This is a genomic window from Mesorhizobium sp. AR10 (genome assembly GCF_024746795.1).
Lineage (GTDB): Bacteria > Pseudomonadota > Alphaproteobacteria > Rhizobiales > Rhizobiaceae > Mesorhizobium.
Genome location: NZ_CP080524.1, coordinates 3,754,018 through 3,774,334, shown reverse-complemented (window position 1 = coordinate 3,774,334; position 20,317 = coordinate 3,754,018). Strand labels below are relative to the sequence as shown.

At 61.1% G+C, this 20,317-nt stretch carries 21 protein-coding genes, 1 tRNA gene and 2 pseudogenes; 16 read left to right on the top strand and 8 right to left on the bottom strand.

Annotation, left to right across the window (positions count from 1 at the left end; all coding sequences use genetic code 11):
* Window positions 1-11: 11 nt before the first annotated feature.
* Window positions 12-473, bottom strand: a complete 462-nt coding sequence (locus tag LHFGNBLO_RS21695) for a hypothetical protein (RefSeq protein WP_258601394.1) — start codon at window positions 471-473, stop codon at window positions 12-14.
* A 43-nt stretch (window positions 474-516) separates the two neighbouring features.
* On the opposite strand from LHFGNBLO_RS21695, the gene phaC reads away from it, so the two are divergent.
* The 5 genes from phaC (at window position 517) to LHFGNBLO_RS21670 (ending at window position 6,529) form a co-directional block, all read left to right on the top strand.
* Complete coding sequence (phaC, locus tag LHFGNBLO_RS21690) at window positions 517-2,352, top strand: class I poly(R)-hydroxyalkanoic acid synthase (protein WP_258601393.1); 1,836 nt, start codon at window positions 517-519, stop codon at window positions 2,350-2,352.
* A gap of 325 nt (window positions 2,353-2,677) precedes the next feature.
* Complete coding sequence (locus LHFGNBLO_RS21685; RefSeq protein WP_258601392.1) at window positions 2,678-3,817, top strand: YcbK family protein; 1,140 nt, start codon at window positions 2,678-2,680, stop codon at window positions 3,815-3,817.
* A 222-nt stretch (window positions 3,818-4,039) separates the two neighbouring features.
* Window positions 4,040-4,114, top strand: a tRNA-Glu gene (locus tag LHFGNBLO_RS21680).
* 427 nt (window positions 4,115-4,541) lie between these two features.
* Window positions 4,542-5,537, top strand: a complete 996-nt coding sequence (locus tag LHFGNBLO_RS21675) for a YihY/virulence factor BrkB family protein (protein ID WP_258601391.1) — start codon at window positions 4,542-4,544, stop codon at window positions 5,535-5,537.
* A gap of 800 nt (window positions 5,538-6,337) precedes the next feature.
* Complete coding sequence (locus tag LHFGNBLO_RS21670) at window positions 6,338-6,529, top strand: hypothetical protein (protein ID WP_258601390.1); 192 nt, start codon at window positions 6,338-6,340, stop codon at window positions 6,527-6,529.
* A gap of 645 nt (window positions 6,530-7,174) precedes the next feature.
* Here LHFGNBLO_RS21670 and LHFGNBLO_RS21665 read toward each other — a convergent pair.
* The gene (locus tag LHFGNBLO_RS21665; RefSeq protein ID WP_111543746.1) at window positions 7,175-7,615 is read right to left on the bottom strand and encodes an Lrp/AsnC family transcriptional regulator; all 441 of its coding nucleotides are present in this window, start codon (window positions 7,613-7,615) and stop codon (window positions 7,175-7,177) included.
* A 135-nt stretch (window positions 7,616-7,750) separates the two neighbouring features.
* On the opposite strand from LHFGNBLO_RS21665, the gene rocF reads away from it, so the two are divergent.
* Both rocF and LHFGNBLO_RS21655 read left to right on the top strand, forming a co-directional pair.
* Window positions 7,751-8,683: an arginase gene (gene rocF, locus LHFGNBLO_RS21660; protein WP_258601388.1), complete on the top strand. Its 933-nt coding sequence runs from the start codon at window positions 7,751-7,753 to the stop codon at window positions 8,681-8,683.
* A 2-nt stretch (window positions 8,684-8,685) separates the two neighbouring features.
* Window positions 8,686-9,741 carry an ornithine cyclodeaminase gene (locus LHFGNBLO_RS21655; RefSeq protein WP_258601387.1) on the top strand — a complete coding sequence of 352 codons (1,056 nt, stop codon included), beginning with the start codon at window positions 8,686-8,688 and terminating at the stop codon, window positions 9,739-9,741.
* 28 nt (window positions 9,742-9,769) lie between these two features.
* Here LHFGNBLO_RS21655 and LHFGNBLO_RS21650 read toward each other — a convergent pair whose 3' ends face one another.
* Window positions 9,770-10,126: a hypothetical protein gene (locus tag LHFGNBLO_RS21650; RefSeq protein ID WP_258601386.1), complete on the bottom strand. Its 357-nt coding sequence runs from the start codon at window positions 10,124-10,126 to the stop codon at window positions 9,770-9,772.
* A gap of 374 nt (window positions 10,127-10,500) precedes the next feature.
* Here LHFGNBLO_RS21650 and LHFGNBLO_RS33685 point away from each other — a divergent pair, with 374 nt between their 5' ends.
* The 5 genes and pseudogenes from LHFGNBLO_RS33685 to LHFGNBLO_RS21630 all read left to right on the top strand — a co-directional run.
* Entirely contained in the window at window positions 10,501-10,734 is a 234-nt protein-coding gene (locus LHFGNBLO_RS33685) for a GcrA family cell cycle regulator (RefSeq protein ID WP_413774640.1), read from the top strand.
* A 293-nt stretch (window positions 10,735-11,027) separates the two neighbouring features.
* A pseudogene (locus LHFGNBLO_RS21645) lies at window positions 11,028-11,352 on the top strand (ArsR/SmtB family transcription factor).
* On the top strand, window positions 11,349-11,759 hold the full coding sequence (locus LHFGNBLO_RS21640) for an SRPBCC family protein (protein ID WP_258601385.1): 411 nt from the start codon (window positions 11,349-11,351) through the stop codon (window positions 11,757-11,759). The pseudogene LHFGNBLO_RS21645 and the gene LHFGNBLO_RS21640 overlap by 4 nt, the downstream one beginning before the upstream one ends.
* 69 nt (window positions 11,760-11,828) lie before the next feature.
* Window positions 11,829-12,266, top strand: coding sequence for a DUF1801 domain-containing protein (locus LHFGNBLO_RS21635; protein ID WP_258601384.1), 438 nt, complete (start codon window positions 11,829-11,831; stop codon window positions 12,264-12,266).
* Between the two features lie 6 nt (window positions 12,267-12,272).
* Window positions 12,273-12,692, top strand: a pseudogene (locus LHFGNBLO_RS21630) (DUF1801 domain-containing protein); the annotation flags it as partial.
* Window positions 12,693-12,789: 97 nt separating this feature from the next.
* Here LHFGNBLO_RS21630 and LHFGNBLO_RS21625 read toward each other — a convergent pair.
* The 5 genes from LHFGNBLO_RS21625 to LHFGNBLO_RS21605 all read right to left on the bottom strand — a co-directional run bounded on the left by LHFGNBLO_RS21625 (window position 12,790) and on the right by LHFGNBLO_RS21605 (window position 15,153).
* The gene (locus LHFGNBLO_RS21625; RefSeq protein ID WP_258601383.1) at window positions 12,790-13,461 is read right to left on the bottom strand and encodes a DUF2161 domain-containing phosphodiesterase; all 672 of its coding nucleotides are present in this window, start codon (window positions 13,459-13,461) and stop codon (window positions 12,790-12,792) included.
* Between the two features lie 103 nt (window positions 13,462-13,564).
* Window positions 13,565-13,810 (bottom strand): DUF6074 family protein, encoded by a 246-nt coding sequence (locus LHFGNBLO_RS21620; RefSeq protein WP_258601382.1) that lies wholly within the window; start codon window positions 13,808-13,810, stop codon window positions 13,565-13,567.
* A gap of 166 nt (window positions 13,811-13,976) precedes the next feature.
* The gene (locus tag LHFGNBLO_RS21615) at window positions 13,977-14,273 is read right to left on the bottom strand and encodes a DUF982 domain-containing protein (protein WP_258601381.1); all 297 of its coding nucleotides are present in this window, start codon (window positions 14,271-14,273) and stop codon (window positions 13,977-13,979) included.
* Between the two features lie 135 nt (window positions 14,274-14,408).
* Window positions 14,409-14,645, bottom strand: coding sequence for a hypothetical protein (locus LHFGNBLO_RS21610; protein WP_258601380.1), 237 nt, complete (start codon window positions 14,643-14,645; stop codon window positions 14,409-14,411).
* Window positions 14,646-14,760: 115 nt separating this feature from the next.
* Entirely contained in the window at window positions 14,761-15,153 is a 393-nt protein-coding gene (locus tag LHFGNBLO_RS21605) for a hypothetical protein (RefSeq protein WP_258601379.1), read from the bottom strand.
* Window positions 15,154-15,367: 214 nt separating this feature from the next.
* Here LHFGNBLO_RS21605 and map point away from each other — a divergent pair, with 214 nt between their 5' ends.
* The 4 genes from map (at window position 15,368) to LHFGNBLO_RS21585 (ending at window position 20,307) form a co-directional block, all read left to right on the top strand.
* On the top strand, window positions 15,368-16,195 hold the full coding sequence (gene map, locus LHFGNBLO_RS21600) for a type I methionyl aminopeptidase (protein WP_258601378.1): 828 nt from the start codon (window positions 15,368-15,370) through the stop codon (window positions 16,193-16,195).
* A 57-nt stretch (window positions 16,196-16,252) separates the two neighbouring features.
* Window positions 16,253-17,077 (top strand): JAB domain-containing protein, encoded by an 825-nt coding sequence (locus LHFGNBLO_RS21595; protein WP_258601377.1) that lies wholly within the window; start codon window positions 16,253-16,255, stop codon window positions 17,075-17,077.
* Window positions 17,078-17,431: 354 nt separating this feature from the next.
* Window positions 17,432-18,844 (top strand): DUF1254 domain-containing protein, encoded by a 1,413-nt coding sequence (locus tag LHFGNBLO_RS21590; protein ID WP_258609845.1) that lies wholly within the window; start codon window positions 17,432-17,434, stop codon window positions 18,842-18,844.
* 74 nt (window positions 18,845-18,918) lie between these two features.
* Window positions 18,919-20,307 carry a DUF1254 domain-containing protein gene (locus LHFGNBLO_RS21585; RefSeq protein WP_413774728.1) on the top strand — a complete coding sequence of 463 codons (1,389 nt, stop codon included), beginning with the start codon at window positions 18,919-18,921 and terminating at the stop codon, window positions 20,305-20,307.
* The last annotated feature ends 10 nt before the right edge of the window (window positions 20,308-20,317 follow it).

The following is a 20,317-nucleotide window of genomic DNA, read 5'->3' as shown; positions in this document are numbered from 1 at the left end:
GCGATATAACCCTATTTGCAGGTAGGGTCGAGGGCGGGGTCGCATTTGGCCTCGATCTGCTTCAGCGTCTCGTCGCCATGATTTTTCGCCAGCGTATTCAGCGCCGCCGGGTTCGTGGCTGTCGTGCGGCCGCCCTTGCCGAGTTGCGCCTGCTGATCGGCCTTCAACTGGGCGAGCTTGGTGTTGCGCTCCTCGTCCGTGAGCTGCTGGGCTGCAACCTGCGGCGGGATGTTCAGGTTCGGATAGGAGCCGGTGTCCTGCGCGCCGGCGACGAGGGCGACAGGTGCAGCGCCTTCCTTGTTGCTGCTCGTGCAGCCGCCCACCGCCAGCAGGGCGCCTCCGGTTGCCAGCAAGGCAACGGCGATGCGGCAAAAACGACCGGCGCCCGAAAAAACAGTCTCGCCAATATTAATCGTCATATTGTTTTCCTGGCAGCCGGGGTACAGCGCATTGGACCCGGTCAGATGTCCCATGATAATATGTCAAGAAAACGCCTCGGGAGGAACCCCGCGAACCATGTCCAAAACACCCGATTCGGGCAAAACGGAAGATGGCGGACCCTCGACCGTCGAGCAATATCTGGTGAAGGACCCGGAACGCTTTGCGCTGAACATGGCGCGCATGGTCGAACAGGCCGGCAAAGCGGCTTCCGCATGGGCCGAGCCGCGCGAAAAAGGCGAAGTGCGCGACCATGTCGCCGAGCCGGTCGTCGATATGGTCAAGACCTTCTCGAAGCTCAGCGAATACTGGCTTTCCGATCCGCAGCGCGCGCTGGAAGCGCAGACGCGGCTGTTCGGCGGTTACATGACGGTCTGGGCGAACGCCATCCAGCGCGTCAGTCCCGGCACTGAAGGCCCCGACGATGCGGTCAAGCCCGAGCGCGGCGACAAGCGCTTCCTCGACCCCGAATGGGGCCGCAACGCTTTCTTCGATTTCCTGAAACAGGCCTATCTCGTCACCTCGCGCTGGGCAGCCGAACTGGTCGAGCACGCCGATGGTCTGGACGAGCACACCCGCCACAAGGCCAGCTTCTACGTCAAGCAGGTGTCCAACGCCATCTCGCCGTCGAATTTCATCCTGACCAATCCGGAACTGTTTCGCGAGACCATCGCCTCGGATGGCGAAAACCTGGTGCGCGGAATGAAGATGCTGGCCGAGGACATCGTCGCCGGCAAGGGCGACCTGAAACTGAGGCAGGCCGATTATTCGTCTTTCGAGATCGGCAAGAACCTCGCCACCACGCCAGGCAAGGTGGTGGGCCGCAGCGATGTCGCCGAGATCATCCAGTACGATCCCTCGACCGAAACCGTACTCAAGCGGCCGCTGCTGATCTGCCCGCCATGGATCAACAAGTTCTACATTCTCGATCTCAACCCGCAGAAATCCTTCATCCGCTGGGCGGTCGAGCAGGGCCACACCGTCTTCGTCATCTCCTGGATCAATCCCGATGAACGTCACGGCACCAAGAGCTGGGAGGCCTATATCAGAGAGGGCCTGCAATATGGCCTCGACACGATTGAAAGAGCCACCGGCGAAAAGGACGTCAACGCCATCGGCTATTGCGTTGGCGGAACGCTGCTCGCCGCGGCCCTGGCGCTGCTGGCGCAGGAAGGCGACAACCGCATCAAATCGGCGACCTTTTTCACCACGCAGGTCGACTTCACCCATGCCGGCGACCTGAAAGTATTCGTCGACGAGGATCAGGTCGCGGCCGTCGAAAAATCGATGCATGAAAAGGGCTATCTCGACGGCACCAAGATGGCGACCGCCTTCAACATGCTGCGCTCGGGCGACCTGATCTGGCCTTACGTCATCAACAACTACATGCGCGGCAAGGATCCCCTGCCCTTCGACCTGCTCTACTGGAATGCCGATTCGACCCGCATGGGCGCGGCCAACCATTCCTTCTATCTGCGCAACTGCTATCTCGAAAACAACCTGTCGCAAAGCAAGATGGAACTGGCCGGCCGCGTGGTTTCGCTCGCTGACATCACCATCCCGATCTACAATCTCGCCTCGAAGGAAGATCACATCGCGCCGGCGCTTTCGGTGTTCCTCGGCTCGAAATATTTCGGCGGCAAGGTCGACTACGTCATGGCCGGCTCCGGCCACATCGCTGGCGTCGTCAACCCGCCGGCGGCGAAGAAGTACCAGTACTGGACCGGCGGCAAGCCGGTGGGGGATTTCGATCGCTGGTTCGCTACCGCGGTGGAGCATCCCGGCTCCTGGTGGACGCACTGGCAACACTGGGTCGAGACCCGGGACGATACCCGCGTTCCAGCCCGCAAACCCGGCAAGCATATGAAAACGCTTGGAGATGCGCCGGGCACCTATGTCAAGGTGCGAGTGTAACAGACTGTAATGTCTGGTGAGTTGACGGGCCGCCAAAACAGGTCGAAATGGTGGCGTCAACCGTTTGGCAGCCTCAATTCGCCTTCTACAAACGAATAAGTTCGGGGCTTGCAGATTTGACACAGGTCTCGTTTCCGGATCGGGAACAAGGTCATTGCAACGGGGCAGATCGACGCCACGCCAATGACAAGCCGGCCGGACACCGAGGGGGAATTTTGTTTTGAAATCAGCAGGATCGCGCCTCGCGAGGAGAGAGGGCCGCACCGTAGCGGCAGCGCTTTTCTCCATGTTCCTGGCGTCCTGCAGCTCTGTCGGCGACCCTAACATGTCTGTCGGCATGCCCGGCTACAACGCCACCTCGGGCGACATCAATGCGGCGTCGAGCGCGACGCCGGCAACCGCGACCGATTCGTCCATACAGGTGACGTCCGCCTCCTCGGAGGCGTCATCGACCGTGATGAGTGAGGGCGATACGCCTCTGCCTGAAAAGATTGCCTATGTGCCGGTGGCCAAGCCCGAGGCCGCCTTCCCCGTCAACGTGCCTGCCGGCGCCGAGACGATTGCCGGGAGCACGCCGCAGCCACTGGTGCAACCCGGTCAGACGGCCGAAGAGACCGACGCAGTGGCCCAGAAGATCGCCGCAGCCAATGCCAGCGCCATTGCGCCGAAGTCGGATGCCAAGCCCGCAGCCCCGGCAATGGACAACCCGGTCTATGTGACCGCTGGTGAGGCGCCGCAGCAGCAGATCAATGCGCCGAAGAAGGGGTTCCTCGCCTCGCTGTTCAGCACCACGCCCGTCTCGGCAGCCCCTGCGCCGCTGATCAACACACGCTCTGGCGAGCAGCCCGCCGCGGCCGTGCAGGCCAAGGCGGCGGCAAAGCCGATCATCACGCTGGCTTCTGCCAGTTCGGCTGAAAAGCCGGTGCAACTGGCCTCGACCGGCGGCGATACCAGCAATTACACCAGCGACGCGCTGCCCGGCGTGCGCAAGACGGCGCTGTTCGAGATCAAGCGCAAATCCGGCCTCGACGACGAGAGCGACGTCGATCTGAACGAAGATGAGGGCGGCGCCTATCAGGTGGCGTCCGCGGCCGGCCTCGCCCGGCTGGCGCCCAACGGCCTTCTGAAGCAGAACGAGAGCGTCGACGTCGCCTGCCTGAAGCCCTCGCTGGTCCGTGTGCTGAAGACGATCGAGGGCCACTACGGCAGGAAGATGGTTGTAACTTCGGGCTATCGCGACCCGGCCCGCAACCGCCGCGCCAACGGCGCCAGGAATTCGCTGCACATGTATTGCGCCGCCGCCGACATCCAGGTTCCGGGCGTCTCCAAGTGGGAACTGGCGAACTATATCCGCACCATGCCCGGCCGCGGCGGCGTCGGCACCTACTGCCACACCGACTCCGTCCACATCGATGTCGGCCCCGAGCGCGACTGGAACTGGCGCTGCCGCAGGCGCAGCAGCTAGACCGCGATCCCGATTTCATCGGGATGGAACCAGGCTTCAGTTCTTTTCACGTGCTACCGAACGTTCGCAGATCGCCGGCTGAGGGATGACGCGCATTGCAGCGGACCCATGCCGGCTTGGCGGAAATGCGCGATTTTCGGCATCTGAAAAAAGTTGTCGCAGGCGGCGACAGACGGGTTGCCGGTTCGGCGCAACGCAACTATAAACCGCTCTCATCTGAGCGCGCCCATCGTCTAGCGGTCAGGACACCGCCCTTTCACGGCGGTAACAGGGGTTCGATTCCCCTTGGGCGTACCAGATAAATCAAGCACTTAGCCGATTGTCCGGCAAAGTCGTCTAATATCTGTCGTCTGGCGAGCGGTGGAGATTGATGGAATCATGACCGCTAGTATGAAGCTCCAGACTTGGCTGCCTTCCGCTCCGACCTGCGCGTTCAGGTCTGAAACGGCGATGGCGATCGGGACCTAGTCGAGGAATTTCTTTAACTGTTCGCTTTCCAGCGCGGCGGCAAGGTCGGGATATCGAGCAGTTTCTCGACCGCCTCAGCCTTCTCTGAATCCAGTGTTCATCTGGGCCTGTGCTGTGCGTGGGCGCCATCAGCGATGGGTGTGCGGCTCCGGTGAGCAGGTGTGGCAAACTCTTCCGTGCCGCAGAAACCGCGGCCTTGACCTGGGGCCTCTGAGCAACAGTTCTAGATACCTCGGGAAGTAATGGGGGCCTGGAAATGCGGCTGCTACGCGAAGCCTGGATTCTCGGTAAGCAAAGCATTGCCGGCTTCATCAACGACAACGCTCTGAGCCACGGCGCGGCGATGGCGTTCTATGCCGTTACGTCTCTGGCGCCCATACTGCTGATCGTCGTCGCTGTGGCCGGACTTGCCATCGGTCATGAAGCGGCGCAGGTGGCATTGTCGGCCGAGATCGCAGGCGTCATGGGTTCGGAGAGCGCCGACCTGCTGCGCGCCACTATTGAAAGCGCATCTCACAGAACCGCTGGCACTTTTGCCACCCTGGTGGGCATCGTCACCCTTTTCGTTACAGCCTCAGGGGTGTTTGGCGAAATGCAGCTTTCGCTTAACAAAATCTGGAAGATCGAGCCTGCCGGTATGTCGTTGTCTGGATTGGTGCGGGCGCGGGCCGCCAGCCTGGGCCTCGTGGCGGCGTTGGGATTCTTGCTGCTTGTTTCATTGGCAGCGAGCACCGCCATTTCCGCGCTTGGCGCAACTATCAATGCCCATTTGCCGCTCGGCACAATCATTCTCGCATCGATAAATGGCATTGTATCGTTCGTTCTGATTTCCGCTCTGTTTGCCGCGATCTATAAAATTCTGCCGGACCGGTCCCTCCAGTGGCGTGACGTCGGAATTGGCGCAGTGGTGACCGCTTTGCTCTTCACGATCGGCAAGTCGCTGATCGGCTGGTACATCGGAACCAGTGCGATCGCATCTTCCTATGGTGCGGCCGGTGCACTGCTGGTCGTGTTGCTCTGGGTTTACTACACGTCCGAGATCTTCTTGCTCGGGGCTGAATTCACGCGAGCCTACTCGGTGCGTTTCGGCAGCCGCTCGGATCTCCAACCGATAGTGGAGGCAGAGAATGCTCGACCGCTGCAGCCATCGTGCCTCCTCACAGCCAGCAAACGCGAAGTGCAAGCCTGGATTCTAATCACCGGCTTTCTCACCATCGTAGCCGCAAGGTTCTGGCCACCCAGGCAGTTCTAGCACTCGTTCGGCATGACATCATTGCCTGTCCATTTGACGCGTGAGATTTGGGCTGTTTTCAACGTACAGCAGACCGGCATCGCGGCTAGCCCGGCCAACGGCTTTTTCTCTTGCGAAGTCGTTCTCCCAAGGCAACCTGCAAAATCCGGCTGATAGCCACCTTCGCGATAAAGATTCTCTGCGACGGCGCGTCAGCCTCGCGTGGCTCTGTAACTGCTTCGCGGGCGACGGTCTCACAGTTGCGCTCGATGACAACGGTACGAAGGACTTGTTCCAACCGATTGTTCGACTGGGAAGCCGTAGCTCGGTCGCGATATACGCCCTTCCCTTTTGAATTCACTGCGCTAGCTGCCCTTGTGAAGGGCTAGAAGATCGGGAGGTTTCCCATGGATCGGCGATCATTTTTGACAACGATGTTTGGCATTGCAGGGGCAGCGGCCATTGCGAGCACAGTTCGGCCTATCAATGCACTGGCCGGTGTTCCAGGCGCCAGAAGCGGCATCCTCGATGAACTCGATGCTCCGGACGCACAGGGCTTCGAGGACGACGGTACTGAAGCAGAATTGCAGCCTGTCTACCATCGCCGGTGGCATCGCCGCCACCACAGACGTCGCGTTTGGAGAAGGGTCTGCCGTCGTTATTGGCGATATGGCCGCCGGCGCACCCGCTGCTATCGCAGACGTGTTTGGATCCGATACGGTTTCTAGGAACTAGTCGCTAGGCGGTGCCCCGATGGACATCCCATCGGGGCCCGCAAGCGTGCGCCAATAGACGTTTCCCATTGCCTACGAGGCGACGCGATGGATGACGTTAGAGGAACTGGCACTCGCCAGCCTGTGGTCGAAGTGGTTGAAGCCTACGGCGAATGGTTTGTCCGCGTGGTCGAGGAAGAGCAGGAACTTACCCGCTCATTCGAACTGGAATCCTACGCTCTCGCCTTTGCGGAGGGCCAACGGCTTCGTTTAGGGCTTGCCGACTTTAATAGGATCTAGGCAAGCGAAACGCCACTTGTGTCGCTAAGGACACGGCGGTGTGGCATAGCGCTTGGAGTGTCACAAGCGGCAACACAAAAGGCCCGCTGCCGATCCCTTAAAGATCTTGGCAACGGGCAGACTGTGGAGGGCAGTTAAGCCCGCGCTAATAATAAACTGACGAGGCGCGCTTGTCCTCGGGCGATTTCGTCTCTTCATAACCTGTGGACAAAGTCACTCCATGGCGCCTGCCTCTAACGGCATTAGGTTCCTTCGTCTGAAAGGATGATGGCCAGCCGCACTTAACATTAATTGAGTGACTGCTGAATGTGGCAGTAAATTCACTAGCGCGGGAACTCCCGCATTGGCCGGTGTACGCTTTAAGTCCGGCACCCGCCGTCGACTGCGGATGTACCAGCGACGGCGGGAGCATGGACCTTACTCTTCCCGAAAGTCCTGCAGAGAGGCATGCGCAGATCGTCCTCGCCGCGCAGGTGCTGTACAGTGGCCACGAGCCCCGGCTTGACCCATTGCGTGGCCGGCCGCTCCATTCCCCTGGGGCTCCGTCCCGTCTCGGCAAGGCTGGCAGAACAGCATCTTGATCAGATCCCAGTGAAGGCAGCCGTAGGCAGCCCACGGTCAGCGAAGGGCGTCGTTTGTCAGCAGCTACGCCAGTCGTGCTCGGGTCGTGCGCGGCGTCGCCAAGAGAAGGCTGGTTTCGCTGCCCGTTATGCCGGCAATGAGTCGGATGCGGCGCAGCACAGCGTCGAAATCTGTCAGTGAGGCGGTCCCGAGTTCGACGACCAGATCCCATCGGCCATTGGTGGTATGGATGGTCGAGACTTCGGGGAAGCCGCCCAGCGCCCGGACCACGCGGTCTGCGGCATGGCCCTCTATCTCAATGAGCATGATACCGCGGATGCGCTGATCAACAGCGTCGGCGCGCAGCACCACCGTGTAGCCGATGATGTCGCCGGACCGTTCCAACCGCTCCATACGTGCCCTGACCGTCGCGCGCGAGACGCCGAGATCCACGGCGAGATCCGACACGCTGCGCCGAGCGTCATGTCGCAGCAAGGTCACGAGCCGTTCGTCCAACGCATCCATCGGGGTACCATTTTGATCAATTTCGCTGCCATTACGATAAACTATGCTTTTCGGATTGCCAATTTTGCCTGTTCATATCGCCGGCTCGCCATGGTCCCCTCGCGGTCATTCGAAACTTGGGCCGCGGGAAAAACAATGCGTTGCAAAATCGTCGGGGCGCCGGTGCAGGACGGCGCTGGCAGAATGGGATGCGAAATGGGGCCGAGTGCGCTGCGGACCGCCGGACTTGTTGAGGTGCTGTCCGGTCTTGGCCACGCTGTCGAGGATATGGGCGCCGTCCAGGCACTTCCGGCGAGGCGCGTGGTGCACGGCAATCTGGCGCTGAAGGCCCTGCCTGAGGTCTCGGCCTGGACATCCGCCATTGCCGAAGCCGCCTACGCGGCGAGCAAGGATGCCATGCCGATTTTTCTCGGCGGCGACCATTCGATCTCGGCGGGGACCGTGTCGGGCCTCGCCCGCCGCGCCACAGAGACCCGGCGCCCACTGTTCGTGCTGTGGCTCGACGCGCATCCGGACTTCCACACGCTCGACACCACCGCCAGCGGCAATCTGCACGGTGTTCCGCTCGCCTATGCCAGCGGCCAGCCAGGTTTTAGCGGCTATTTTCCGGATCTGCCGGCAGCGGTCGATCCCACGCGTATCTGCACCATGGGCCTGCGCAGTGTCGACCCGGCCGAGCGCAGCGCGCTCAACCAGGCGGGCGTGACTGTGCATGACATGCGCGCCATCGACGAGCATGGCATTGCGCCGCTGCTGCGCGCCTTCCTGGCGCGCGTATCGGCGGAAGACGGGCTGCTGCATGTCAGTCTCGACGTCGACTTCCTCGACCCGTCAATTGCGCCGGCGGTCGGCACCACGGTTCCGGGCGGCGCGACGTTCCGCGAGGCGCATCTGGTGATGGAGATGCTGTCCGACAGCGGCCTCGTCTCCAGCCTGGACCTGGTCGAGTTGAATCCCTTTCTGGACGAGCGTGGCCGTACCGCGACGCTGATGGTCGACCTGACGGCGAGCCTGATGGGCCGCCGCATCATGGACCGCCCCACCCGCAGCCATTCCGGGAGCTTTTGATAATGACCACGGCAAAGCTGAACATCGTCCCCTTCGTCAGCGTCGACCGCATGATGAAACTGGTGATCGCCATCGGCGTCGAGCGCTTCCTGACCGAGCTCGCCAGCTACATCGAGGAAGACTTCCGTCGCTGGGAGCTTTTCGACAAGACGCCTCGCATCGCCTCGCATAGCCACGACGGCGTCATCGAGCTGATGCCGACCAGCGATGGGCGCCTCTACGGCTTCAAATATGTCAACGGCCATCCGAAGAACATGCGCCAGGGTTTGCAGACGGTGACCGCCTTCGGCGTGCTCGCCGATGTCGGCAGCGGCTATCCGATGCTGCTCACGGAGATGACCATCCTGACCGCGCTGCGCACCGCCGCCACATCCGCTGTCGCGGCCAAATATCTGGCGCCGAGCGGCACGCGCACCATGGCCATCATCGGCAATGGCGCCCAATCGGAATTCCAGGCGATCGCCTTCAAGGCGCTGACCGGCGTCGATCGGCTCAGGCTTTACGACATCGACCGGTCCGCCTCCCTGAAATGCGCAAAGAACCTGGCTGGCATGGGATTTGACATCACCATCTGCGAAACCGGGCAGGAAGCGGTTGAGGGTGCCGGGATCATCACGACCGTTACCGCCGACAAGCAGTGCGCGACAATTCTCACCGACAACATGGTCGGCTCCGGTGTCCACATCAACGCCGTCGGCGGCGACTGCCCCGGCAAGACCGAACTCCACAAGGACATCCTGCTGCGCTCCGACATTTTCGTCGAGTTCCCGCCACAGACACGCATCGAGGGCGAGATCCAGCAGCTGGATCCCAACCATCCGGTGACCGAACTCTGGGAGGTGATCACCGCCAAGGCACAAGGGCGCCGAGACGCCAAGCAGATCACCCTGTTCGATTCGGTCGGCTTCGCGATCGAGGATTTTTCGGCGCTACGATATGTAAGGGACCAGTTGCAAGCGACCGGCCTGTACGAGGAACTCGACTTGCTCGCCGATCCCGACGAGCCGCGAGATCTATTTGGCATGCTGCTGAGGGCGGCGATGCAGCCGGCGGCTTAGCCGGCCTTTCCGCGTCAACCCTCACCAATCAGCTCCGCATCATGGAGTGCAAGATGGCCTGCATGTGCTCTTCCAGGTCGAGCTCGCCCCGTGCCTCGACAGTCAACAGGTACTCGGCCTTGATCCGGCGGTCGCTTCGGCTAGTCGCAGGAAAGGAGCAGATGGCCAGCAATGCTTCCTGTTCAACTCGGTCCGCCATCTTGCGGTCGTTCCAGCTGCTGCCCGCTTGGTGAACAACCCTATGCAGCGCGTCATAGGCGGTCCCGTGGGTTGCGATCAGCGCCTGCAATTCGCGTGAGCTACCTTCACCTTCAGCGAACGTTGGTTCAACGACAGACGCAACGGCGGTGAACGCAAGAAGTGTACGGCGGGTGAGTCCGGGCATGCCTCAATTCCTTGCTGTCTGATCATGCAGGCGCACCATAACACCGGCACACGGTTCTGTGAGGTGCTCTGAAACACGACCTCATTGTCTGCTGACAAAATGTATCCGCTTGCGCAGTTGCTCCTCTCGCCTTTGGCTGATCGGTTAATTCCCCTGAAAACTCGGGTGGTGGGCCCACAAGCCAATCCGCGCCCTGCAGGTGTGGCCTTAAGTCGCAAACTATTTGCCTCCGAAGCAGGGCCCTGGGCTTCTTTGACGCTGCGACCAACACCATATGGTCATCCATAGCCCTCCAACACGAGAGAAGCTCGCCCTGACGCGGTCGCACTGCGGCCGTCAGCCGGCAATGGCTTTGAACTAGGAACCTGAAAACCATGCCTGAAAATATCAGAGTAACTTCGAGAGACGTCCCCCTCATCCAGCTAGGCCTCTATCAGTGCCGCTTCCCGGTGAGCGAAGACCCGTCAGTACCCGGCGGTTACCGCTTTTGTGCTGGGCCAACTTCGCCGGATCGCGTCTACTGTGATCACCACCACACCATAGTCACCGCCGTCGACCCTCGTCGCGCCCGTTCGGGTCTCCACCTCACTCAACGACGCGCCGCGTAATCACGTAGGACGACAGCCTTCCTGCCCGGCCGCCGGCGACAGAGCTGCGTTCCGTCGAGAAATTCGATTTTCTCGAAAGACATCATCTCGCCCATGACATGCCGCTGTCGTCGAATTGTTGTCCTTGTCCGACGGTGACAGTCACGCGCTTTCCCTTGTAGCGAGACTGTACCGCGACCTGCTCGTTCCACGGATGCTCGGCCAGCGTCGGCAGTGAAAGTTCCTTCCGGCTTGACGTGCACATATCTCGGTGGTTATACGTCAATCAATAGCCAGAGAGTTATCGATCCCGGATGCCGAACGCCCACGATACGCTCTTCAGAACCGCTCGCCGATCCAACGCGGAGGGCGATCTTCGAGCGCCTGTGCCGCCAGGGAGAACAGACCGTGGGGGCCCTGACAGCTCAGTCTGGGGTCTCACAACCGGCCGTGTCAAAGCATCTCGGCATTCTCCGGCAGGCCGGGCTGGTGCGTGACCGCCATGAAGGACGACAGACCCATTACAGCGCGCAACTCGGCGCGCTTTCCCCGCTGCTCGATTGGACAAGCCAGATGGCCGGGTTCTGGCAGAGCCGGTTCGACGACCTCGAAGATCTGCTCAAAAGAATGGACCAATGATCAACACCGCGACCGAAACGCGCTCCGTCATTGTCGAGCGGGAAATCCCTTATCCGCCGGAGAAGATCTGGCGCGCGCTGACCCAACCGCACCTGATCGAGGAGTGGCTCATGAAGAACAACTTCCGGCCAGTCGTGGACCACCGTTTCAACCTTAGCGCAGACTGGGGTGCCGTCGACTGCCAGGTCCAGACAGTCGAACCCAATAAAACGCTATCCTACACCTGGGACACCAAGGATCTCGAGAGTGTGGTCACCTGGACGCTCACCCCTACGCACATGGGGACCCACCTGCGCATGGAACAGACGGGCTTCCGACCGGATCAGCAGCCATACTACCGGGGCGCCACGGTCGGGTGGCCGAGGTTCCTTACAGCCCTGGAGCAGGTCGTGGCGCGGATAGACTGAAGGCTGCCAGCACAATAGCACCGGCGCCGCGGCGATCTCCATCAATCAAGCCTCGGAGGAGAAACAGACATGAAGAAGAGCGGGTCGCAGGAAAGCAAATCTCCTTCCCAGCTGATAGACGCGAGAATCGAGGAACTGGGTGACTGGCGGGGCCAGATGCTCAGCCGGGTCCGTGCCTTGGTCAAAGAAGCTGATCCCGAAGTCGTCGAAGAGTGGAAATGGAGAGGGGTTCCGGTGTGGGAGCACGCCGGAATTATCTGTACCGGCGAGACGTACAAGACCGTCGTGAAGCTGACCTTTGCCAAAGGCGCCGCCCTGGAAGACCCCTCAGGCCTCTTCAACTCCAGCCTCGATGGCAATACCAGGCGAGCGATCGATCTTTTCGAGAGCGATGCGATCAATGAACCTGCGCTGAAAAATCTCATCCGTGCCGCTATTGACCACAATCAGGCCAAATCGAAGAAGAAGAAAGCGCCCGCGGCTGCTCGAGCCAAAGCACAGAAGTAAAACGCTATGAAGCGCATCGAGGAAGAAGCCAAGGGAAAGCCCAAGTCGCCGCCGAGGGCAGCCGCGAAGGCCAGGCCTGCGAGTGAGGCCAAGCCGATCAAGCTCCTCTCAGGCGGCAATCCGCAAATCGCGAAGGCGGACGGCGATGCTCCGGTGCAGGCCTACATCGCCGCGATGCCCGGGTGGAAACGGGACGTCGGCAAGCGCCTCGACGCGCTCATCGTGCGCACCCTCCCCGACGTGCGCAAGGCAGTGAAGTGGAACTCGCCGTTGTACGGCACCGAAGGCCAGGGCTGGTTCCTGTCGTTCCACTGCTTCACCCGCTACGTCAAGGTGACCTTCTTCCGTGGCATGTCGCTGCAACCGGTCCCGCCCGGCGCCAGCAAGCACAAGGACGTGCGCTACTTCGACATCCACGAAGGCGACTAACTCGACGAGGCGCAGATGGCGAACTGGGTGAAGCAGGCCGCCGCGTTGCCCGGCTTTCTCGGGCCTTGACCCCGACCAGGCGCCTGGCGGTCAATCATCCTCCTTGGTCGTGAGCCGGTTGCGGCCAGCGCAACAAGGCTGCATGGCCACCTTCGGTAAGGGCATAGACCCCGCGCTCGGCCCTGGCGAACCATCCATAGACATTGTGAAGCAGGATATTGGCCGCGCGAGGGGAAATGGCCTTCAGGTCGCGCGGGCGCTTCGGGCCGTCCGCCATCGCGGCGGCGCAGGCCAACGCATCCTGCCGATAAGCGGTCATGATCGGCGCGCGCGAACCGCCCCCGACCACAGGGTCGCCGCGCCGGCGCTGGTGTTCGTCCATCAGCCGCGACCGTCGCTTGGGGTCTCGCCGTGGCGGCAGGGCGGCCGGACTGAGCAACAGTTCGACCTCGCCCTTGCTGGTAACTGCCAGAAGCCCGAAGCCGAGCCGCCGGCAAAGCGCCCGGAAGCGGCGATCATGCTCACGGCCCTTGCCGCGGGCCGACATCCGCGCCGCGAGCCAGACTTCATCGCATGCCGCGGCACGATCGATGCCTTGCAGGACCAGTTCGAGGTTGAACTGCAGCTTCAGTTCGCAGATGACGAGCACCGGCGGCTCGCCGTCGCGCACCCCCACGACATCGCAGCCACCGACTTCGCCTTTGACAGTGAATTCCAGGCCCTCAAGAAACCGCTTCACCGGGATGTAGAGAGACGTCTCCTGCATGCGGCAGGCATAGCCGATTCGGGCGGGGCTGGCACAGCGCCGCCGAGATCGGAACAATTGGGCGATTCACAATCGCGGCGAAACCTTCTGGTTTGACGTCGGCCTAGGCGACGTCGCCGGCCAGCATGTGCATCTCTTTCTGCACAGCCGCGAAAAACCGGCGAACCTCATTGCTGGCCGAAGCGATATCGCTGCCGGACCCGATCGCGCGGTCGAGGAGTTCGCGCGCCGTCGCCTTCCAGAAGGATGTGGCCGTGTCGCCATGCAGATTGCCGAGCTTGGCAGCAACCTCGCGAACCAGGACGACCTGACGGTCTATTGGAAAGGCTCGCACATTTGCTGACGACATCTTCTGAACCATGACACTGACGCAACGAATCAGACGCTGCTCTACAGTCACTGGCCTAGCTGTGAAGTCGGAAACGGAATCTTAACGGCGAAAACCGTGAGACGATTTGTGGGCGGATTTGGAGGTGAGGCAAGCGCTCGCGATCGAGCGAGCCATGTTTCGGCCTCTAGATCCTCAGTCCCCTCGCCTCACCGCCGCGCTTGCCGGGAACCATCATGTCCCTGGCCAGCAAGCCGCTCACCCGGCAAAACGCCATGAACGCCCTGCAGGCATCCTCGGTCTTCACCACGTCGACCGTAGCGCCAAAGCAGGCGTTAAACGCGGCCTCGTAGACCTTGCCTTGCCGGCGTGTGGGCCAGCCCTGCAGAACGTCGAGCGCCTGTTCGACGCTGTATATCTCCTCGACCGGCAGGCCGGGTGCGGGCGCGATGCGCACCGGCACTTCGAATTGCAATCTGTCCATTCGATCTCTCCCGAACGGCGTCGCCGAGGCGACGCCGTTCGTCGTAGAAAATTGCTTTGCCCGGCTTCTGACCCAAAAATGTGTCGTCACTGCGGTCGCCGGAGCCAGCAAGACCTGCGGCAGGCCAGAAAGGCTCTATTGGTTCGCCGGATCAGTCTCGGCGTCATACGCCATGCGGGCGGCTATAGTCAGGACATAGACCGACGGCACGGCAAAGATGGTGCCGAGAACCAGTGCTGCCGTGCCCGCCATGCCGAGCGTTTCGGCGATCGCCCAATAGACGGTTCCGATGCAGATGAGCGCCTGAACCGCCAGGAACAAAGCAGCCGAGGCCGCGCGAGACAGGGTTTGGACTGTTTTGATGCGTTTCATTGAAAATGCTCCGGAAATAACGCGTCATACGGCCGGTGCACGGCTTGAAGCCGCCGCACGGGTCGCAGCGCGAACAAGGATGGAAACTGAGAGAGCGGTCGCCTGACCGCCTACGCTACCTGAGCGGCGGTGCACGCGGCTGGTTGGCACTGGTCTGCAGCGCGGGCGCGAACACGGATGCAACCGCAGCCTGGATAGCCGGAACCCGATCGAGCAGAAGGAACGCGGCGTGTGGCGCTAGCGCACCGGGATTGCCGCTGACGAATTTGGTCGGGACCGGGCGTGCGGTCCGAATTTCCAGAGCTTGGCTCTTGCCGGCTACGCGCGGCAGCGCAATCGCATCGCCCTGCCGAGTCGCGCTGATGCTGGCGCCACCCGATGCGGCGGTCGCGAATGCCGTCGCATCCGACTGGACCAGGCACAACAGCGAAACCAGCAGCAAGGCGATCAGGCCCGAGCATGCTGCCCTGATCGGCGACGTGAATGGGTTTGCGCGCTTGGATGCCATCAGAGACCGCCCTACCCTACCAATTGAAGAAAGGAAAGCTTTGCGGCCGAATGGCTTCGCGCGGGACCGGACAGCCACATGATGGAGCCGAATATCGCTTGGTTGAGCCTGTGGCCGGCAGTTCGGCCTTGAACCTTGCGCCATCCGGTGCCAAATCTGGGGAGATTCTGGGCAAGCTCGCATTTCTAGCCCCCACCCCCGGCAAACGGACACAATGGTTACTTATCTCGACGCCGCCACGGCCCCCCTCAGAAACACCGGCCAGATCCGCCTTTATGGCGAAGAAGGTTTTGTCGGCATGCGCAAGGCCTGCGACCTCACCGCACGCTGCCTTGACGAACTGGTGCCGATGGTCGGGCCGGGCGTCACCACGGAAACCATCGACCGTTTCGTCTTCGAGTTCGGCATGGATCACGGCGCGTTGCCGGCGACACTCAACTATCGCGGCTACACCAAGTCGTCCTGCACCTCGATCAACCATGTCGTCTGTCATGGCATTCCCGACAACAAGCCGCTGAAGGATGGCGACATCGTCAACATCGACGTCACCTATATTCTAGACGGCTGGCACGGCGATTCCTCGCGCATGTACCCGGTGGGCACCATCAAGCGCGCCGCCGAGCGCCTGCTCGAGGTCACGCATGAATGCCTGATGCGCGGCATTGCCGCGATCAGGCCCGGTGCCCGCACCGGCGCCATCGGCGCCGCCATCCAGACCTTTGCCGAAGGCGAGCGCTGCTCGGTGGTGCGCGATTTCTGCGGCCACGGCGTCGGCCAGCTCTTTCATGATGCGCCCAATATCCTGCACTATGGCAGCGCCCATGAAGGCGTCGAGATGCGTCCGGGCATGATCTTCACTGTCGAGCCGATGATCAATCTCGGCCGGCCGCATGTGAAGGTTCTGTCGGACGGCTGGACAGCGGTGACGCGCGACCGCTCGCTGTCGGCACAGTACGAGCACACGATCGGCGTCACCGAGACCGGCTGCGAGATTTTCACGCTGTCACCAAAAAACCTCGACCGCCCCGGCCTGCCGGCCTAGTATTTCGCCAGAACGGGCGGGCATCTTGCCCTGCAGATGGCTGGATGTGGGCAGCTTATGGGGAATATCGGCGACGACGACGAGCGGGGATTCTTCTCCGAAGCGCGGATTCAGCCGCCTGCGAAGACCGCAGCGGTCGAGCAGCCGCATTATCTCGGTCACCGCGACCGCTTGCGCCAACGGTTCGCAACCGCCGGCCCTAACGCGCTGCCCGACTACGAACTCTTGGAGCTTTTGCTCTTTCGCCTGATCCCTCGCATCGACACCAAGCCGATCGCCAAGGCGCTGCTGGCGCGCTTCGGCACGCTGGCCGAGGTTCTCGGCGCGCCTGTGGCGTTGCTTCAGGAGGTCAAGGGAATTGGTCCGGCGGTGGCGGTCGATCTCAAGGTGATTGCCGCGGCGGCGCAGCGCATGGCGCGCGGCGAGATCCAGGGCCGCGAGCTTTTGTCGTCCTGGACGCAGCTTCTCGAATATTGCCGCTCAGCCATGGCCTTCGAAAATCGTGAACAATTCCGCATTCTGTTCCTCGACAAGAAGAACATGCTGATCGCCGATGAGGTGCAACAGGTCGGCACTGTCGACCACACGCCGGTCTATCCGCGTGAAGTGGTCAAGCGGGCGCTCGAACTCTCGGCCACGGCAATCATACTGGTCCACAACAATCCCGCTCGATACCCCACTGTGATTGTGGATCACGAGCGGTCACGCTTGGATCTGATTTCCACGAGAAATCAGAGATTTGAGAGCTTCATTTTGGTCCGCCCAACCTCCGGGCAACGGATGATAGCAAGCAAATGTGGGCAGTTGTCCGGCGAGGACGTTGTCCGAGGCAAGACACGCGCCCTTCCCTGCCCCACAATGCAGCGCGAAGCCGATCGCTGAAAGCGCCTGGCCGCACTGGCCTTCGATCGGGACGACTGAAATTGGCCGTTAGCGGAATGGCTGCCTCTGGCATCCGAACAACGATAGCGGACGTTCACCCGGGTGAGACCAAGGCCCGAAGCTGCCTCGATGCGGATGTTCACGAACAGGAGGCAAGCATCAGCCTTGGCCAGCGTCAGAGAGGCAGAACGACAAGAAACCGTGGACCGTCTTATCGCCGAAATCGGCGCAGCCAGTCGGATTGCCAAGCTAGTCCACGCGCAGTCCCAATAATCAGCCTTCCAGACGTAACATACGGTTACTTACCTTGCATGCCGACCAACGTTGACGCAGCGTACCCCGGAGGACACGGTCATGAACCTTTCGAGACGCAGTTTTGCTGCTGCCTGTCTGGTCGCAGCATCTATCGCCGGCTTTGCCCCGGCGCTGGCGCAAGCCCAAGACGTCACACCCGAGGAAGCCCGCGCCATAGCCAAGGAAGCCTATGTCTACGGCTACCCGATGGTGGACAGTTACCGCATCCAATACGCCTATTTCGAAGACAGTAAAAATCCCGAATTCAAGGGACCATGGAACACCATCATCAACACGCCACGCGTGTACACGCCGGCCGACACCGCGTTCGTGACGCCCAATTCGGATACGCCCTACTCGTGGCTCGGCATGGATCTGCGCGCCGAACCCATAGTGCTGACCATGCCGGCGATCGATGAGAAGCGCTATTACAGCGTCCAGATAATCGATGGGTACACGTACATCGTCGACTATATCGGCAGTCGCGCGACCGGCAACGATGGCGGCAGCTTCCTTGTCGCCGGACCGGGCTGGAAAGGCGATACGCCTGCGGGCGTGAAAAAAGTGATCCGCTCTGATACCGACTTTAACTGGGGCGTCTACCGCACGCAGCTCTTCAATCCGGCCGACCTTGATGAGGTGAAGAAAGTCCAGGCCGGCTACAAAGTGCAGACACTATCTGCGTTTCTCGGACAGCCCGCGCCCGCGGCCGTGCCAATTGATTACATCAAGCCGCTGACACCCGCCGAACAAAAGACATCGCCTGAATTCTTCAACATGTTGAACTTCGCTCTCCAGTTCGCACCGACACATCCCTCGGAGACCGAACTGATGGCGCGTTTCGCCAAGATTGGCGTTGGCGCGGGAAAGACGATCGATGTGAGCTCGCTCTCTCCTGAAGTGAAAACCGCCATCGAGCAGGGAATAGCCGATGCCTGGGCCGATCTCGCCAACTTGCAGAAAACCGAGCTCGATACGGGCAAAGTGACGACTAGCGACCTGTTCGGGTCGCGCGCGTTTTTGAAGGACAATTACCTCTACCGGATGGCGGGCGCCGTGATCGGCATCGGCGGCAATTCGAAGCAGGAGGCGATGTATCCGATATTTGCCGTTGACACCGACGGCCAGAAACTCGACGGCGCCAACCGCTACACCGTAAAATTCGCATCGGGCCAGCTACCGCCAGTCAACGCGTTCTGGTCGCTGACGATGTATGAGCTGCCGCAGAGCTTGCTCGTCGCCAATCCGATCAACCGCTACCTGATCAATTCGCCGATGCTGCCGGAATTGGTGAAGGATGCCGATGGCGGCTTGACACTCTATGTCCAGAACGAGTCGCCGGGCAAAGACATGGAGCCGAACTGGCTGCCTGCGCCCAAAGGTCCGTTCATCGCTTTCATGCGCCTCTATTGGCCGAAAGAGGAAGCGCTCAACGGTACCTGGAAGGCGCCGCCCGCGACGAAGACCCAGTGATTGCGAGGCTGGAACTGTCTCGCGAGCAAATCTCGCGAACACCCTCACAACGGAGGAGAATCCCAATGTTACGTATGGCAATTGTGGCCCTGGCGATTGCCGGTGGTCTGACCTCAGCCTCCACCAGCCAAGCACAAGATGTAACGGTGGCTGAAGCCCGTGAGATAGCCAAGGAAGCCTATGTCTACGGGTTCCCGATGGTCGACAACTACCGCATCCAGTACGCTTATTTCGTTGACACCAAGAACCCAGAATACAAGGCGCCTTGGAACCAGCTCACCAACATCCCGCGCGTCTACACGCCGGAGGACAAAGCGATCCAGACACCCAACTCCGACACGCCCTACTCGATGATCGGTATGGACCTGCGCGCTGAACCGATGGTGCTAACTGTTCCCCCGATCGAGAAAGATCGCTACTTCAGCATCCAGCTCATCGACGCCTATACGTTCAACTTCGATTACATCGGCAGCCGCGCGACCGGCAACGACGGCGGCAGCTTCCTGATCGCCGGCCCGGGCTGGCAAGGCGAGACGCCGGCTGGCGTGAAGAAGGTGTTTCGCTCGGAGACCGACCTTATCATCGCGGCCTATCGCACGCAGCTTTTCAATCCAGATGACCTCGACAATGTGAAGAAGGTCCAGACTGGCTACAGGGCCGAGCCGCTTTCGGCGTTTCTCGGCCAGCCCGCGCCAGCCCCTGCGCCTGCAATCGATTTCATGAAGCCGCTGAGCGCAGAGGACGAGAGGAAGTCACCTGAGTTCTTCAACATCTTAAACTTCCTCCTGCAGTTCACCCCGACCAATCCGTCCGAAACCGAACTGATGGCGCGTTTCGGGAAGATCGGGGTTGGCGCCGGAAAGACCTTCGACGGAAGTGCACTCACTCCGGAGATCAAAACCGCCATCGAGCAAGGCATGGCCGATGCCTGGGATGACCTCGAAAATCTGAAGAAGAAGGTCGATGCAGGGGAAGTGACCTCGGGCGACATGTTCGGCACACGCGAATACCTCAAGAACAACTACCTTTATCGCATGGCTGCGGCTGTCCTTGGCATCTACGGCAATTCGAAGCAGGAGGCGATGTACCCCATCTATGCCGTTGACGCCGGTGGGCAGAAGCTCGACGGCGCCAACCGCTACACAGTCCGCTTCACGGCCGACCAGATGCCGCCGGTCCACGCCTTCTGGTCAATGACGATGTATGATCTGCCGGCGAGTCTGCTGGTTGCCAATCCTATCAACCGCTACCTTCTGAACAAACCGATGCTGCCCCAATTCGTAAAGGATGCTGATGGCGGCTACACCTTCTATGTGCAGAGCGAGTCGCCGGGCAAAGACATGGAGCCGAACTGGCTGCCAGCGCCCAAGGGCCCCTTCTTCATTGCGCTGCGCCTCTATTGGCCGAAGGAAGCAGCGCTCAACGGCACATGGAAGCATCCGCCGATGACAAAAACGCCTTGATCAAGTCCGC

Bases quoted from the DNA above. Each gene is read 5' to 3' on its own strand.
- LHFGNBLO_RS21605 (WP_258601379.1), bottom strand. From the start codon at position 15,153: ATGGCATCCAAGCGCGCAAACCCATTCACGTCGCCGATCAGGGCAGCA.
- LHFGNBLO_RS21640 (WP_258601385.1), top strand. From the start codon at position 11,349: ATGATCAACACCGCGACCGAAACGCGCTCCGTCATTGTCGAGCGGGAA.
- LHFGNBLO_RS21675 (WP_258601391.1), top strand. From the start codon at position 4,542: ATGCGGCTGCTACGCGAAGCCTGGATTCTCGGTAAGCAAAGCATTGCC.
- LHFGNBLO_RS21695 (WP_258601394.1), bottom strand. From the start codon at position 473: ATGGGACATCTGACCGGGTCCAATGCGCTGTACCCCGGCTGCCAGGAA.
- rocF (WP_258601388.1), top strand. From the start codon at position 7,751: ATGCGTTGCAAAATCGTCGGGGCGCCGGTGCAGGACGGCGCTGGCAGA.
- LHFGNBLO_RS21635 (WP_258601384.1), top strand. From the start codon at position 11,829: ATGAAGAAGAGCGGGTCGCAGGAAAGCAAATCTCCTTCCCAGCTGATA.
- LHFGNBLO_RS21615 (WP_258601381.1), bottom strand. From the start codon at position 14,273: ATGGACAGATTGCAATTCGAAGTGCCGGTGCGCATCGCGCCCGCACCC.
- LHFGNBLO_RS21685 (WP_258601392.1), top strand. From the start codon at position 2,678: ATGTCTGTCGGCATGCCCGGCTACAACGCCACCTCGGGCGACATCAAT.
- LHFGNBLO_RS21655 (WP_258601387.1), top strand. From the start codon at position 8,686: ATGACCACGGCAAAGCTGAACATCGTCCCCTTCGTCAGCGTCGACCGC.
- LHFGNBLO_RS21585 (WP_413774728.1), top strand. From the start codon at position 18,919: ATGGCAATTGTGGCCCTGGCGATTGCCGGTGGTCTGACCTCAGCCTCC.
- LHFGNBLO_RS21650 (WP_258601386.1), bottom strand. From the start codon at position 10,126: ATGCCCGGACTCACCCGCCGTACACTTCTTGCGTTCACCGCCGTTGCG.
- LHFGNBLO_RS21665 (WP_111543746.1), bottom strand. From the start codon at position 7,615: ATGGATGCGTTGGACGAACGGCTCGTGACCTTGCTGCGACATGACGCT.
- LHFGNBLO_RS21670 (WP_258601390.1), top strand. From the start codon at position 6,338: ATGGATGACGTTAGAGGAACTGGCACTCGCCAGCCTGTGGTCGAAGTG.
- LHFGNBLO_RS21590 (WP_258609845.1), top strand. From the start codon at position 17,432: ATGAACCTTTCGAGACGCAGTTTTGCTGCTGCCTGTCTGGTCGCAGCA.
- LHFGNBLO_RS21595 (WP_258601377.1), top strand. From the start codon at position 16,253: ATGGGGAATATCGGCGACGACGACGAGCGGGGATTCTTCTCCGAAGCG.
- phaC (WP_258601393.1), top strand. From the start codon at position 517: ATGTCCAAAACACCCGATTCGGGCAAAACGGAAGATGGCGGACCCTCG.
- LHFGNBLO_RS21620 (WP_258601382.1), bottom strand. From the start codon at position 13,810: ATGTCGTCAGCAAATGTGCGAGCCTTTCCAATAGACCGTCAGGTCGTC.
- LHFGNBLO_RS33685 (WP_413774640.1), top strand. From the start codon at position 10,501: ATGCCTGAAAATATCAGAGTAACTTCGAGAGACGTCCCCCTCATCCAG.
- LHFGNBLO_RS21625 (WP_258601383.1), bottom strand. From the start codon at position 13,461: ATGCAGGAGACGTCTCTCTACATCCCGGTGAAGCGGTTTCTTGAGGGC.
- map (WP_258601378.1), top strand. From the start codon at position 15,368: ATGGTTACTTATCTCGACGCCGCCACGGCCCCCCTCAGAAACACCGGC.
- LHFGNBLO_RS21610 (WP_258601380.1), bottom strand. From the start codon at position 14,645: ATGAAACGCATCAAAACAGTCCAAACCCTGTCTCGCGCGGCCTCGGCT.